This is a genomic window from Streptomyces azureus, from assembly GCF_001270025.1.
GTDB lineage: Bacteria > Actinomycetota > Actinomycetes > Streptomycetales > Streptomycetaceae > Streptomyces > Streptomyces azureus.
The window spans coordinates 18585-33012 of record NZ_DF968210.1 but is presented as its reverse complement, the minus strand read 5'-3'; the positions used below and the strand labels follow the sequence as shown (position 1 = coordinate 33012).

The 14428-nt window shown below is 72.7% G+C and carries 10 protein-coding genes and 1 riboswitch; of the genes, 9 read left to right on the top strand and 1 reads right to left on the bottom strand.

Annotated features, from left to right (window positions below):
- Positions 1–27: 27 nt before the first annotated feature.
- From AOQ53_RS04785 to AOQ53_RS04760, 6 genes are all read left to right on the top strand, one after another.
- Positions 28–1344 carry a pyridoxal-phosphate dependent enzyme gene (locus AOQ53_RS04785; protein ID WP_059415247.1) on the top strand — a complete coding sequence of 439 codons (1317 nt, stop codon included), beginning with the start codon at positions 28–30 and terminating at the stop codon, positions 1342–1344.
- A 5-nt stretch (positions 1345–1349) separates the two neighbouring features.
- Entirely contained in the window at positions 1350–2585 is a 1236-nt protein-coding gene (locus AOQ53_RS04780) for an aminotransferase class V-fold PLP-dependent enzyme (RefSeq protein ID WP_059415279.1), read from the top strand.
- Entirely contained in the window at positions 2582–3898 is a 1317-nt protein-coding gene (locus AOQ53_RS04775; RefSeq protein ID WP_236711591.1) for an ATP-grasp domain-containing protein, read from the top strand. Before AOQ53_RS04780 ends, AOQ53_RS04775 begins: the two co-directional genes overlap by 4 nt.
- Complete coding sequence (locus tag AOQ53_RS04770; protein ID WP_063888861.1) at positions 3895–5166, top strand: ATP-grasp domain-containing protein; 1272 nt, start codon at positions 3895–3897, stop codon at positions 5164–5166. The genes AOQ53_RS04775 and AOQ53_RS04770 overlap by 4 nt, the downstream gene beginning before the upstream one ends.
- Positions 5163–6485, top strand: coding sequence for an MFS transporter (locus tag AOQ53_RS04765; protein WP_059415245.1), 1323 nt, complete (start codon positions 5163–5165; stop codon positions 6483–6485). Before AOQ53_RS04770 ends, AOQ53_RS04765 begins: the two co-directional genes overlap by 4 nt.
- A 167-nt stretch (positions 6486–6652) precedes the next feature.
- Positions 6653–7078 (top strand): hypothetical protein, encoded by a 426-nt coding sequence (locus tag AOQ53_RS04760; RefSeq protein WP_236711590.1) that lies wholly within the window; start codon positions 6653–6655, stop codon positions 7076–7078.
- Between the two features lie 26 nt (positions 7079–7104).
- Here AOQ53_RS04760 and cobN read toward each other — a convergent pair whose 3' ends face one another.
- A complete protein-coding gene (gene cobN, locus AOQ53_RS04755; RefSeq protein ID WP_059415243.1) occupies positions 7105–10731 on the bottom strand; it encodes a cobaltochelatase subunit CobN in 3627 nt (1208 codons plus the stop codon).
- A 56-nt stretch (positions 10732–10787) separates the two neighbouring features.
- A riboswitch (cobalamin riboswitch) is annotated at positions 10788–10864 on the bottom strand.
- 101 nt (positions 10865–10965) lie between these two features.
- Here cobN and cobG point away from each other — a divergent pair.
- Genes cobG through AOQ53_RS04740 form a run of 3 tightly spaced genes read left to right on the top strand, consistent with a single transcriptional unit; the run spans position 10966 to position 14425 of the window.
- A complete protein-coding gene (cobG, locus tag AOQ53_RS04750; protein ID WP_174523230.1) occupies positions 10966–12252 on the top strand; it encodes a precorrin-3B synthase in 1287 nt (428 codons plus the stop codon).
- Complete coding sequence (locus tag AOQ53_RS04745) at positions 12249–12920, top strand: precorrin-8X methylmutase (RefSeq protein WP_174523229.1); 672 nt, start codon at positions 12249–12251, stop codon at positions 12918–12920. Before cobG ends, AOQ53_RS04745 begins: the two co-directional genes overlap by 4 nt.
- Complete coding sequence (locus AOQ53_RS04740; protein ID WP_078945150.1) at positions 12917–14425, top strand: precorrin-2 C(20)-methyltransferase; 1509 nt, start codon at positions 12917–12919, stop codon at positions 14423–14425. The genes AOQ53_RS04745 and AOQ53_RS04740 overlap by 4 nt, the downstream gene beginning before the upstream one ends.
- Positions 14426–14428 lie beyond the last annotated feature (3 nt).

Sequence of the window (14428 nt, the reverse complement as noted above, 5' to 3'; positions counted from 1 at the left end):
GATCGCTGCCATCACCACGGGGGAAACATGAAGTACGACAGCATCACGGACGTCATAGGCGACACCCCGCTCGTCCGCATAGACCCGGAGATACACGGGCTGCGCAACATCGACCTCTACGCCAAGCTCGAGATGCTCAACCCGTTCGGCTCGGTCAAGGACCGCGCCGCCTGGAACATGGCCCGCCCGCATCTGGCCGCCGCCCGTGAACAGGGGCACACCGTCGTCGAGCTGTCCAGCGGCAACACGGCCAAGGCGCTCGCTGTGATCGCCGGCATGCACGGCCTTCCGTTCAAGAGCGTCACCAACCGCATGAAGGTCCCCGAGATCAAGGACCTGCTGCTGCTCCTCGGCGCCGAGATCGAGGAACTGCCCGGACAGGCCGAGTGTCTCGACCCGACCAACACCGACGATCCGCTGACCCGGATACACCGGATGCTGTCCGAGCCGGACAGCGCCTACCTGCACACCGACCAGTACTACAACCCCCGCAACATCGAGGCCCACACCACCGGCACGGGCCCAGAGATCATCAAGGATCTCGGTGGCGCACCTGACTGGTTCGTGGCATGCGTCGGCACCGCGGGCTCCTCCACCGGCGCCGCGCGTGCGCTGCGCGCGCACGACCCCGACACCCGGGTGATCGGGCTGGTCGCCGGCAAGTCCGACTTCGTCCCGGGCATCCGCAACATCGACGAGGTCAACGAGGTCGGTCTGTTCGACCCGACCACGTACGACACCATCGAGGCCGTCACCGCCGACGAGGCCATCGACGGCATGCTCACCCTCGTCCGTCGCTGCGGCATGCTCGCCGGACCCACCGGAGGCGCCGCCTACTTCGGCGCCGTACGTCATCTGCGCTCGGTCGACGAGGAGTTGACCGAGCGCAAGAGCGCCGTGTTCATCGTGTGCGACCGCGTCGAGAGCTATATGAGCTACGTGCGCAATCGCCGCCCCGAGCTGCTCAACCAGCCGCCGCGCGCCAACTCCCTCGCCACCCTCACCGATGCCGAGGTCTCCGCCGTGGGCACCCTCACCGTGGCCGAGGCCCAGGCGTGGATCGCCGAGGCCGATCCCCTGATCGTCGATCTGCGCGGCTCGTTCGCCTACAACACCCTGCACATCGAAGGCTCCGTGAACATCGTGGACGAGCTTTTCGACGAGCTCCTCCACGGGGGCCTGCCGTTCGGCAGCAAGCAGCCCGTGCTGCTCGCCTGCCCCATCGGGGAGAAGTCCGTGCGCTACGCGGCGCTGCTCGCCCGCATGGGGCACGCCGAGGTACGCAGCCTCGCCGGGGGGATCATCGCCTGGCGCGACGCCGGCGCGCCGATGGTGAGGGACTGATCGTGATGTCACTGACCTCGCTCACCGCACCCGTCGACCCCCTGTCCGCCCTCGGAGCCTGGCAGCGGCAGTTGCGCGCCCAGTTCCCGATCCTCCGGGGCGCCGACGCCCCGGTGTACCTCGACAGCGCCGCCACGGCGCAGAAGCCGCAGGCAGTCCTGGACGCGGTCCACACCTACCTGGTCACCGCGAACGCGAACGCCGGCCGAGGCATCTACACCTGGGCGAACCGCACCACCGAACTGGTCGAGCGCACCCGCGAACGCGTCAAGAGCTTCCTCGACGACCCGGACCCGGCTCGCTCCACCGTCCACTTCACCAGCGGCACCAGCGAGGGCCTGCGCACCATCGCCCGCGACTGGCTCACCGAGCATCTGCGCGACGGCGACGAGATCATCGTGCCGTTCGCCGACCACCAGGCCAACGCCCAGCCCTGGCTGGAGGCCCAGCGGCTGCTCACGGCGCGCGGCGTGCGCATCACCGTCCACGACATGCCCTACGAGGCCGAGTCCAAGGACTACGACCAGGCAGCCCTGGCCGGCCTGGTGACCGACCAGACCCGGTTCGTCGCCGCCACCCATGTGCATCACATCTACGGCAACGACATGAACGTCCACCGCATCCGTGACGTGGTCGGCCCCGACGTGCCGATCTGTCTGGACGCCGCGCAGAGCGTCGGGCACCTGCCCGTTTCCACGACCGACCTCGACGTCGACTTCGTGGCGTTCTCCGGGCACAAGGCCATGGCCCTGCCGGGCACGGGGGCGGTGTGGGCACGCGGGGCGCGCGGGCCCGCGTTCACGCCGGGAGGCTGGAGCGGCAGCCCCAACACCGCGGGCATTCTCAGCATGGAGGCCGCCTTCGACTGGCTGGAGGCAGCGGGGCTGGAGAACATCGACCGGTGGAGCGTCGCACTCGGCGTCCGGCTCACCGACGGCCTCGCGCGGCTCGACTCGTACGAGGTGCTGGGCTGCCCGCTCAGCCTCACCGCCGACTCCGACGTCCAGCGCCGACAGGGCATCGTCACGTTCCGTCACCGTGACATCGGCTCCAGCGACCTGGGCTTCATCCTCGCCGAACACGGCCTGATGGTGCGCGCCGACGGCCACTGCCAGGCTCGCGGCGGCGAGACCGACAGCTCGGTGCGGGTGAGCCTGCATCTCTACAACACCCCTGACGAGATCGACCGGCTGCTCGACGTGCTTGCCACGCTCGACCGGCGGAACGGAGCACGCGCATGACCATCTCCCCCGATCCGTCGGCGATCGACGAGGCCGACGGGTCCGTGACAACGGCTGACGGACCCGTGGTCATGGTCGACGTGTACGCGCCGACCATGCGCCTGGCCGAGGCGTTCATCGCCGCAGGTCGGCCCGTCGTGCGGGTGCAGAGCACCCCCGAGGTGCCCCCTGTCTACCGGGCGAGTTTCCGCGCCGACATCTTCCTGGACAACATCGTCCACGAGGGCGACCTGAAGCAGACCGCCAAGGCCGTCTCCGCCCACGTGCCGGCGGCCGTGCTCACCGGTGGCGAGCTGGGCGTCGAACTCGCCGACCAGCTCAGCGAGTTACTGGGACTGGCCACCAACGGCACCGCGCACAGCGCGGCACGGCGCGACAAGTTCCGGCAGATGGAGACGGTGAAACAGGCCGGCATCCCCGGCTCACGGCAGATCCTGGCCGAGTCGGCCGGGCAACTGGCCGACTTCCACCGCGAGCTGGGCGGGCGCGTCGTGGTCAAACCGATTCGCAGCGCCGGCAACGACGGGGTGCATTTCTGCGAGACGCCCGAGGATTCCGCGGCCGCCTACCGCGCCATCGCACAGGCCGTGAACATCTTCTCCTTCCGCAACGAGGGCGTCGTCGCCCAGGAGTTCCTGCACGGCACCGAATACGTCGTCAACACCGTCAGCTGCCGGGGCGGCCACCGGGCCACCGACGTCTGGAAGTACACCAAGATCTCCGTCAACGGGGTCAGCAACCGCATCAGCGGCGCCCTGTCCGTCGCACCCGGCGAGCCGGCCCGCGCCGCGCTCGTGGCCTACGCCTTCGACGTGCTCGACGCCCTGGAGGTGCGGCACGGCCCCGCACACCTGGAGATCATGCTCACCCCGGACGGGCCGCGCCTCGTCGAGGCCGGCATCCGGCTGTGCGGGGCGGACACCGCCTACTACGCCAGGCTCGCCACCGGCGAATCCCAGGTCGAACGCACCGTGGACGCCTATCTCAATCCCACGGACTTCCTGCACCGGCTCGGCGCCCCGCACCGCACCGAACACCACGTGGCGATGGCGTTCCTGACCTCACCGGTCAGCGGCACCCTCAAGTCCTACCCGCTGCTCGGCCTCGTGGAGGAACTCGAGAGCTTCCACAACGCGCAGACGTTCGTCCGGCCCGGCGAGCAGCTCCCGCTGACCGTGGACGACACCACCGAACCCATGATGATCGGCCTCGCACACCCCGACCGGGCCGTACTGGAACGGGACTTCGCGACCGTCTGCTACCTGGACGGGCACGGTTTCTACGAGCTGGAACCCGCGGGAGCCGCCTCGTGACCGGCCCGCACCACACCGGCCGCCTGACCGGCGCCCGTCCGCACATCGTCGTCCTGCACCGCTGGCGCGCCCCCTACGCCGAGTACGAGCGCTATGTCGACCACCGCACCCACGCCGTCACCTACATCACCACCGACGTCGGCGCCACGGGCGTTCCCGCCGAGGCCGCGGAAATCGCCATGGTCGACGCCACCGACGACCTCGCGCAGGTACGCAAACAACTCGATGCGCTGGCATCCCGGCATGGGACGCCGCGCGCGGTCGTCGCGCTCAAGGAGGACGATCTGCTCGTAGCGGCTCACCTCGCCGAGGAACGGGGATGCCGGCCGGTACGCACGGCTGCCGAACTCCTCCGGTTCCGCGACAAGTTGGTGATGGCGCAGACCATAGCGGACGCGGGCCTCGCCCTGCCCGCGTTCGCACCGGCCCCGGACGTCGATGCGGTGCGGGACTTCGGAGCGCGCCATGGCTGGCCCGTGATCGTCAAGCCGCGCATGGGCAGCTCCAGCGTCGGCGTGGTCCTGGTGGAGGGCCCCGAGAGCGCCGAGCGGCTGAGGTTCGACGATGCGGATGCGCCGCTGCTCGTGCAGACCTACGATGCGCGACCCGTGTACCACGTCGACGGCGTCTTCGCCGACCGCAGCCTCGGGCCCTGGCGGGCCTCCCGTTATGTCGACTCCTGTCTGGGCTTTCGCGCGGGCCGCGCACTGGGCTCCGTGGAGGAGGACCGCACCGAAGTCCATGACGCGATCGGGGAGTTCGCACACCGTGTGCTCGTCGCCCTGACCGACCGGCCGACCGTGTTCCACCTGGAGCTGTTCGTGGCCGGCGGATCGGGCGGGCCCGTCGAGTGCGCCTTTCTGGAGATCGGCGCCCGAGTCGGCGGCGCCGAGATTCCTTTCCTCTGGCGTGAGGTGCACGGGTACGACCTGATGGAGGCGGCCTTCCGCATCGCCCTCGGCGAGCCGCCGCCGGACCGGCCGAACCCGCGGTTCGCGGAAACGGGCGGCTGGCTCCTCGTGCCCGCGCCCGCCACGCGCCCCTGCGTCATCCGTGAGGCGATATCGATGGTCGGTCGCGCCCCCGGCCCGTACGCGGAGGTGCTGCTCCGCCCCGGCGAGGTGCTGCCTGCCGCCGACGCCTACTACGAACACGTCGGCGGCCGCTTCCGCTTCCGCGCCGGCTCCGGCGCCGAGGTGGAAGCGGCCGTGATCGCCACCGCCCGCGACTTCGAGGTCCGCGGCGAGCCCTGTGGGAGCATGCCATGAGCGCCTTCGGACAGTACGCACGCATATGGCGGGTGCCGGGCGCGCCCCTGCTCCTCACCGGCGGTGTGATCGCCCGGCTCGGCCAGGGCGTCACCGTGCTCGCCTGGCTGCTTCTGGTGCAGGAGACCACCGGCAGCTTCGGCCAGGCCGGTCTGGTCGGCGCCAGCATCTCGCTGGCCACCGCCGCGACCGCCCCGGTCGCAGGCCGACTCGCCGACAAGCACGGCGCCGGGCGGGTCCTTCCCTTCTACGCCCTGGCCTACGCCGCCCTGCAGCTCGCCCTGCTGTGGGCGGTGCTGGGCCGGGCGCCGCTGGTGGTCCTGTGCGTCATGGCGGCACTCTCGGGTGCCGTGTTCCCCGCGATCACCCCTGCGTTGCGCGCCGCGTGGACGGTCCTGACCAGTGAGGAGAGCGGGCGCAGCGAGGTGCGCACCGCGGCGATGGCCGCCGAATCCACCCTGTTCGAGCTGGTGTTCGTCATCGGTCCGCTGATCTTCTCCGGATTCATGCTGATCGGCGGGCCCCTCGGGGACCTCTTCTCCACCCGGGCCGCGATCGCGGGACCGGCCTGCGCGCTGGCCGCCGCCGCCCTGTGCACGGGCCTGGGCACCCTGGCACTGTCGCGGGGCCGGGCACTGCGCGCCCTGCTGCCGTCCCCCGACGCCTCGGCGGCGACGCGCGGTCTCGGCCCGCTCAAGGAGCCCGGCGTCCTGGCGCTGTTGTCGTGTGCGGCCGGCATCGCCTTCTCGTTCGGCGGGGCGCCGGTGGCCATCGCGGCGTTCGCCAAGCAGCACGAGGGGGCGGCGGCGGAAGGCGTGACGGGCGTGCTGATCGCGGTCTGGAGCATCGGCAGCGCGCTCGCCGGTTTCTGGTACGGCAGCCGCACTTTCAAGGCGCCGCTGGTACGGCAGTTCACCGGACTGCTCGTCGGGTTGAGCGCCGGATACGCCCTGTGGACCCTGATGCCCGGCTCGCTCGCCCTGGGAGTGCTGCTGTTCGTCTCCGGCGCCGTGATCGCCCCCGCTCTGACGGTGGAGGCCGAACTGGTCGGCGCGCTGGTGCCGGAGCGCATGCTGAACGAGGCGTACACCTGGCTGACGACCACCAACCTGTCCATGGCGGCGCTGGGTTCCGCGGTGACGGGTGCTCTCGTGGAAGGCCGGGACGGCCCCACGTACGGCTTCCTCGCCGCGGCGGCCGCCACCGCTATCGCCGCTGCGGTCGCGGCGTGGCCGGGACTGCTGACCCCCCGGCGTCAGGACGTGGCGCACGGTGAAGCGACCGTGCCCCGGCGGGAGGTGGAGCAGTCGGGGAGCTGAGGCCGGGCACCGCGGGCAGGTCCTCGGCGACGCTACCCGCCCTGGGCGTTTTCCTGCCGGGCCGGCCGGGCACCCGGCCGGCCCGGCAGGAGGGACGGCCACTTGACCAGGGCCCGAGTCCCCAGCGGACGGAGACGGTCGCGGTTGCGCACGGCGCGTTCAACGTCGTGGGCGGGCTGTGGCCGTTGCTGCATCTGCGCAGCTTCGAGTGGGTGCTCGGTCCGAAGACCGACGTCTGGCTCCAGATGACGACGGGTGGTCTGCTGGTCTCCGCCGGCGTCGCCCAGCTCGCGGCCCCTCCGGGCCCGCAGGGCCCGGCCCAGGTCCACCGCATCGGTCTCGGCACCGCCCTGACCCTGCTGGCCGTCGATCTGGTCTACGTACCCAAGGGCCGGATCCGGCCGGCCTACCTCCTCGACGCAGCGATGCAGCCCGGGTGGATCACCGCCTGGCTGCGCTCCGCGCCATCGGAGCCACGCTCAGCTCGCGTCAGTTCGCGCGACCCGGGTACTCGTTGCCGTCAGCACATCCATCTGCTGTCTGGGAACCGGACCCGCGACGCCGTGCGCAAGGCGATGGGCACGGGCAGCTGACAGCTTGCGACGGAGTGCGCAGGCGCTCACCCCTCGCCCTCCAGGTCCCCCTCCGTCTCCAGGTACACCTGCCGCAGCCCCTCCAGCACGGCCGGGTCGGGCTTCTCCCACATGCCGCGGGACTCCGCTTCCAGCAGGCGTTCGGCGATGCCGTGCAGTGCCCAGGGGTTGGCCTGCTGGAGGAATTCGCGGTTGGCCGGGTCCAGGACGTAGGTCTCGGTGAGCTTGTCGTACATCCAGTCGGCGATCACGCCGGTGGTGGCGTCGTAGCCGAAGAGGTAGTCCACGGTGGCGGCGAGTTCGAAGGCGCCCTTGTAGCCGTGGCGGCGCATCGCCTCGATCCACTTCGGGTTGACCACGCGGGCGCGGAAGACCCGGGAGGTCTCCTCGACGAGGGTGCGGGTGCGGACCGTCTCGGGGCGGGTGGAGTCGCCGATGTACGCCTCGGGAGCCGTGCCGCGCAGCGCCCGGACCGTCGCCACCATGCCGCCGTGGTACTGGAAGTAGTCGTCGGAGTCGGCGATGTCGTGCTCGCGCGTGTCCGTGTTCTTCGCGGCGACCTCGATGCGCTTGTAGGCGGTCTCCATCTCCTCACGGGCCGGTCGGCCGTCGAGTTCCCGGCCGTAGGCGTAGCCGCCCCAGACGGTGTAGACCTCGGCGAGGTCGGCGTCGGTGCGCCAGTCGCGGGAGTCGATGAGCTGGAGCAGGCCGGCGCCGTACGTGCCGGGGCGGGAGCCGAAGATGCGGGTGGTGGCGCGGCGTTCGTCGCCGTGGGACGCCAGGTCCGCCTGGACATGGGCCCGTACGTGGTTGGCCTCGGCCGGCTCCTCCAGCGAGGCGGCCAGGCGTACGGCGTCGTCCAGCAGGCCGACGGTGTGCGGGAAGGCGTCCCGGAAGAAGCCCGAGATGCGCAGGGTGACGTCGATCCGGGGGCGGCCCAGTTCCTCGTACGGGACGGGCTCCAGGCCCGTCACCCGGCGGGAGGCGTCGTCCCAGACGGGGCGGATGCCGAGCAGGGCGAGTGCCTCGGCCACGTCGTCGCCCGCCGTGCGCATCGCGCTCGTGCCCCACAGGGAGAGGCCGACGGAGGTGGGCCAGTCACCGTTGTCGGTGCGGTAGCGCTCCAGGAGGGAGTCGGCGAGGGCCTGGCCCGTCTCCCAGGCGAGGCGGGAGGGGACCGCCTTGGGGTCGACCGAGTAGAAGTTGCGGCCCGTCGGGAGGACGTTGACCAGGCCCCGCAGGGGTGATCCCGAGGGGCCCGCCGGGACGAAGCCACCCGCCAGGGCGTGGACGGTGTGGTCGATCTCGGCGGTGGTCGCGGCGAGGCGCGGCACGACCTCGCGGGCCGCGAACTGAAGGACGGCGGCGACCTGTTCGCCGTGCTCGGCGGGAACCGCGGCCGGGTCCCAGCCCGCGTCGTCCATCGCCTGGACCAGGGCGCGGGCCTGCTCCTCGGCCGCGTCGGCGCTCGTGCGGGTCGCGGCGGACTCGTCCAGGCCGAGGGCCTCGCGCAGTCCGGGCAGGGCCGTGGCGCCACCCCAGATCTGGCGGGCGCGGAGGATGGCGAGGACGAGGTTGACGCGGTCCGCGCCCTGCGGCGGGTTGCCGAGGACGTGCAGACCGTCGCGGATCTGGGCGTCCTTGACCTCGCAGAGCCAGCCGTCGACGTGCAGGAGGAAGTCGTCGAAGCCGTCGTCGTCCGGGCGGTCCTCCAGGCCGAGGTCGTGGTCGAGCCGGGCGGCCTGGATGAGGGTCCAGATCTGGGCGCGGATCGCCGGGAGCTTGGCGGGGTCCATGGAGGAGATCTGGGCGTACTCGTCGAGGAGTTGCTCCAGGCGCGCGATGTCGCCGTAGGAGTCGGCGCGGGCCATGGGCGGGACGAGGTGGTCGACGAGCGTGGCGTGGACGCGACGCTTGGCCTGGGTGCCCTCGCCGGGGTCGTTGACCAGGAACGGGTAGATCAGGGGGAGGTCGCCGAGGGCGGCGTCGGGGCCGCACGCGGCGGACAGGCCGGCGTTCTTGCCGGGCAGCCACTCCAGGTTGCCGTGCTTGCCGAGGTGGATCATCGCGTCGGCGCCGAAGCCGCCGTCCTCGGCCCGGGCGGCGATCCAGCGGTAGGCGGCCAGGTAGTGGTGGGAGGGCGGCAGGTCCGGGTCGTGGTAGATCGCGATCGGGTTCTGGCCGAAGCCGCGCGGGGGCTGGATGAGGATCAGCAGGTTGCCGAAGCGCAGGGCCGCGAGGACGATGTCGCCCTCCGGGTTGCGGCTGCGGTCGACGAACATCTCGCCGGGGGCCGGGCCCCAGTGCTCCTCCACCGCCGTGCGCAGTTCCCCGGGGAGGGTGGCGAACCAGCGGCGGTAGTCGGCCGCCGGGATCCGTACCGGGTTGCGGGCCAGTTGCTCCTCGGTGAGCCAGTCCTGGTCGTGCCCGCCCGCCTCGATCAGCGCGCGGATCAGCTCGTCCCCGTCGCCGGAGGCCAGGCCCGGGACCTCCGTGTCCGTTCCGAAGTCGTAGCCCTCGTCGCGGAGTCGGCGCAGCAGGGCGATGGCGCTGGCGGGTGTGTCCAGGCCGACCGCGTTGCCGATGCGGGAGTGCTTGGTCGGGTAGGCGGACAGGACCAGCGCCAGGCGCTTGTCGGCGGGCCGGATGTGGCGGAGCCGGGCGTGGCGTACGGCGATTCCGGCGACCCGGGCGGCGCGCTCGGGGTCGGCGACGTAGGCGGGGAGGCCGTCGGCGTCGATCTCCTTGAAGGAGAACGGGACGGTGATGAGGCGGCCGTCGAACTCGGGGACGGCGATCTGGCTGGCCGCGTCGAGCGGGGAGACGCCCTCGTCGTTCTCCTCCCAGGCGGTCCGTGAGCCGGTGAGGCACAGGGCCTGGAGGATCGGTACGTCGAGGGCGGTGAGCGCGCCCGCGTCCCAGGACTCGTCGTCGCCGCCGGCCGATGCCTCGGCGGGCTTGGTGCCGCCGGCGGCGAGGACGGTGGTGACGATGGCGTCGGCGGCGCGGAGTTCCTCGATCAGCTCCGGCTCGGGGGCGCGCAGGGAGGCGACGTACAGGGGCAGGGGCCGGCCGCCCGCGTCCTCGATCGCGTCGCACAGGGCGCCGACGAAGGCGGTGTTGCCGCTCATGTGGTGGGCCCGGTAGTAGAGCACGGCGACGGTCGGGCCGTCGGTCTCCCGGCCCTCCCGGGGCAGCGGGCCCCAGGTGGGGGCGGCCGCCGGTGCCTCGAAGCCGTGGCCGGTGAGCAGGACCGTGTCGGAGAGGAAGCGGGCGAGCTGCTCCAGGTTGGCCGGGCCGCCGTGCGCGAGGTAGGCGTGGGCCTCGGCGGCGATGCCGATGGGGACCGTGGAGGACGCCATCAGCTGGGCGTCGGGGGCCTGTTCACCGGTGAGGACGACGACCGGGCGGCCGTCGGCGAGGAGCAGGTCGAGTCCGTCCTGCCAGGCCCGGATGCCGCCGAGGAGGCGTACGACGACCAGGCCGACGCCGTCGAGGAGGGCGGGGAGGTCGTCGAGGTCGAGGCGGGAGGGGTTGGCGAAGCGGTACGGGACCGGGCCGGCGGCCGCGCGGGCGCTGAGCAGGTCGGTGTCGGAGGTCGACAGGAGCAGGATGCGGGGGTGCGGAGGGTGTTCCCCGGCAGAGTGCAGCATGCGGCGGCTGGCCTTCCTCGGGGTGTCCGCGCCCCGGGCTGGTGGTGTGACGGCGGGAGTTCCTGGCTCGCCCGGCCCGTGTGGGCCGGGCTCACAGTGGCGGGACCGCGCCGGACTCGCACCGGGCTTCCTCCCCTGTCGCCGTCGTGGCGTCGGCGGACCGGATGATCCACCGAGGAGCATAGTAAGGGGCGGGGGAAAAGGGCGGGGCATACACCGGGTGTGAGGGTAGGTATGCTCGCCGCCATGTCCACGCCTGCCCTCCGTTCATCGCCCCAGGCCACAGCGGTCTCCCGGGACCGCGGTGACGCCTGCCCGGGGACGCTGCGGCTGCACGCGGCGGACGACGGCGCGCTGGCCCGTGTCCGGGTCCCCGGCGGGGTCCTGACCGTGCGGCAGGCGCGGGTGCTCGCCGACGTGGCGGAGCGGCTGGGCGACGGGGACCTGCATCTGACCTCGCGCGGCAACGTGCAGCTGCGGGGTCTGGACGACGGCTGCGCCGGGGAGTTGGCCGGGCTGCTGGACGCCGCCGGGCTGCTGCCCTCGCGCGGGCACGAGCGGGTGCGCAACATCGTGGCCTCGCCGCTGTCCGGTCTCGACGGGCGGGGCGCGCTGGACGTACGGCCCTGGCTGACGGCCCTCGACGCGGCGCTGTGCGCGAGCCAGGCGGCGCGGGCCCTGTCGGGGCGTTTCCTGTTCGCACTCGACGACGGACGCGGGGACGTGGCCGGTCTGGGTGCCGATGTGACGGTACGGGCGACGGCGGACGGCGGTGCGCGACTCGGCCTCGGAGCGGCCGGAGAAGCGCTTCAGGTCTCCGCCGAGGAAGCGGCCCGGGCCGCGCTGCTGGCCGCGGAGACCTTCCTGGAGGCGGCCCGGACGAGCGGGGCGCAGGTCTGGCGCGTGGATGAACTCGCCCTTCCCGAGGGCGAGTTGCTCGATGCGGTCGGCAGGCGTCTGACCGCCGGGGGCATCCGCCACGAGCGGCGGGGCCGGGAGACCGGCCGCACGGACGGACCGCCCCCGGGAGTTGTCGGTGACGGCCTCTCCGTGCACGTACCGCTGGGCCGGCTCTCGGCGCGCCAATGGCGGGAACTGACCCATGTCGCCGCCGGTGAGCTGCGTCTGACGCCGTGGCGCGGTGTGGTTCTTCCCACACCGGGGACCCGCGCCGACGAGTCCCTCGCCCGCCTCGCCGCCACCGGCCTCGTCACTGACCCCCGCTCCCCCTGGCTGCGCGTCGGCGCCTGCGTCGGCAGGCCCGGATGCGCCAAGTCACAGGCCGACGTACGGACCGACGCGGCCGAAACCCTCGGGGCGATCGCCCCGCACGGCCTGCCCCTGTACTGGTCCGGCTGCGAACGCCGTTGCGGACACCCCCGGGGCGACCGCGTGGACGTGGTCGCCGAACCGGGAGGCGGCTACCGGCTCTCCACCGCCGTAGGCGGAGAGGAACCCCGGACCACCTCGATGCACGACCCCGCCCGACTCGCCGCCGCCCTGGCGGAGATCACCTCATGACCCCTACGACGACCGAGAGCAGCGAGAAGACCACCGTGACCACGTACGACTACGAGAAGGACGGCGCGGCCATCTACCGCCAGTCCTTCGCCACCATCCGCGCGGAGGCGGACCTCGCGGCCCTGCCCGCCGACGTCAGCCAGGTCGCGGTCCGGATGATCCACGCCTGCGGGATGGTCGACCTCGTACGGGACCTGGCCTACACGCCGGCCGTGGTCTCCCGCGCCCGTGCGGCCCTGCGCGCGGGCGCGCCCATCTTCACGGACGTGCAGATGGTGGCCAGCGGGGTGACGCGCAAGCGGCTGCCCGCCGGCAACGACGTGCTCTGCACGCTCTCCGACCCGTCCGTGCCGGAGCTGGCCGCGAAGCTGGGCACCACGCGCAGCGCCGCCGCGCTGGAGCTGTGGCGGGACCGGCTGGAAGGCTCGGTGGTCGCCGTCGGCAACGCGCCGACCGCGCTGTTCCGGCTGCTGGAGATGATCGAGGAGGGGGCTCCCCGCCCGGCCGCCGTGATCGGCGTGCCGGTCGGCTTCGTCGGGGCCGCCGAGTCCAAGGACGCCCTGGCCGCGCATCCGTCCGGTCTTGAGCACCTGGTCGTGCGCGGCCGTCGCGGGGGCAGCGCCATCGCCGCCGCCGCGCTCAACGCGATCGCGAGTGAGGAAGAGTGAGCGGCAAGCAGTCCACAGCGGGGCGGCTTTACGGGGTCGGGCTCGGCCCCGGTGACCCGTCCCTGATGACCGTACGGGCCGTCGAGGTCATCGCCGAGGCGGACGTGATCGCGTACCACAGTGCCCGGCACGGCCGTTCCATCGCCCGCTCGATCGCGGCGCGGCACATCCGTGCCGACCACATCGAGGAGCGGCTGGTCTACCCGGTCACGACCGAGACCACCGACCATCCGGGCGGCTACCAGGGTGCGATCGACGAGTTCTACGCCGAGGCGTCGGCCCGGCTCGCCGCGCACCTGGACGCGGGGCGGACCGTCGCGGTCCTCGCCGAGGGCGATCCGCTCTTCTACGGCTCCTACATGCACATGCACAAGCGGCTCGCCGACCGCTACGACACCGAGGTGATTCCCGGCGTCACGTCCGTGTCCGCCGCCGCCGCGCGGCTGGGCACCCCGCTCGCCGAGGGCGAGGAGGTGCTGACCATCCTGCCGGGCACCCTGCCCGAGGAGGAGCTGACCGCACGGCTCGCCTCGACCGACGCGGCCGTGGTGATGAAGCTGGGGCGGACCTTCACCAAGGTGCGCGGCGCGCTGGAGGGTTCGGGGCGGCTGGGTGACGCCCGGTACGTCGAGCGGGCCACCATGGCCGGGGAGCGGCTGGCCCAACTGGCCGACGTGGACGCGGAGTCGGTGCCGTACTTCTCGGTGGCCGTGCTGCCGAGCCAGGCCGGTGCCGAGCGGCCGGAGTCCCGGGAGCGGGGCGAGGTCGTCGTGGTCGGGACCGGGCCGGCCGGTCCGCTGTGGCTGACGCCCGAGACCCGGGGTGCGCTGGCCGCCGCCGACGACCTGGTCGGCTACACGACCTACCTCGACCGGGTGCCGCGGCGCCCCGGGCAGGTCCGGCACGGCTCGGACAACCGGGTCGAGTCCGAGCGCGCCGAGTTCGCCCTCGATCTGGCCCGGCGCGGGCGGCGGGTCGCGGTCGTCTCCGGCGGCGACCCGGGCGTCTTCGCCATGGCGACGGCCGTCCTGGAGGCCGCGTCCCAGGAGGAGTACGCGGACGTCCCGGTGCGGGTGCTGCCGGGCGTGACCGCCGCCAACGCGGCAGCGGCCCGCGCGGGCGCCCCGCTCGGCCACGACTACGCCACCATCTCGCTCTCCGACCGGCTCAAGCCCTGGGAGGTCATCGCCGAACGGCTGCACGCGGCGGCCTCGGCGGACCTGGTGCTGGCCCTGTACAACCCCGGCTCGCGCAGCCGCACCTGGCAGGTGGGCAAGGCACGCGAGCTGCTGCTGGAGCACCGCGCGCCGGACACCCCGGTCGTGGTGGCGCGAGACGTGGGCGGCACCGGCGAACGCGTCCGGATCGTACGGCTGGCCGACCTGGACCCGGTCGAGGTCGACATGCGCACGATCCTGCTGGTCGGCTCCTCCCAGACCCGGGCCGTACGGCGCGGGGACGGCGAGGAGATCGTGTGGACTCCGCGCCGCTATCCGGAGGCGTGAGGG

Coding starts and splice junctions, on each gene's coding strand:
- AOQ53_RS04785 (WP_059415247.1), top strand. CDS start 28: ATGAAGTACGACAGCATCACGGACGTCATAGGCGACACCCCGCTCGTC.
- AOQ53_RS04775 (WP_236711591.1), top strand. CDS start 2,582: ATGACCATCTCCCCCGATCCGTCGGCGATCGACGAGGCCGACGGGTCC.
- AOQ53_RS04765 (WP_059415245.1), top strand. CDS start 5,163: ATGAGCGCCTTCGGACAGTACGCACGCATATGGCGGGTGCCGGGCGCG.
- AOQ53_RS04780 (WP_059415279.1), top strand. CDS start 1,350: ATGTCACTGACCTCGCTCACCGCACCCGTCGACCCCCTGTCCGCCCTC.
- cobN (WP_059415243.1), bottom strand. CDS start 10,731: ATGCTGCACTCTGCCGGGGAACACCCTCCGCACCCCCGCATCCTGCTC.
- cobG (WP_174523230.1), top strand. CDS start 10,966: ATGCTCGCCGCCATGTCCACGCCTGCCCTCCGTTCATCGCCCCAGGCC.
- AOQ53_RS04745 (WP_174523229.1), top strand. CDS start 12,249: ATGACCCCTACGACGACCGAGAGCAGCGAGAAGACCACCGTGACCACG.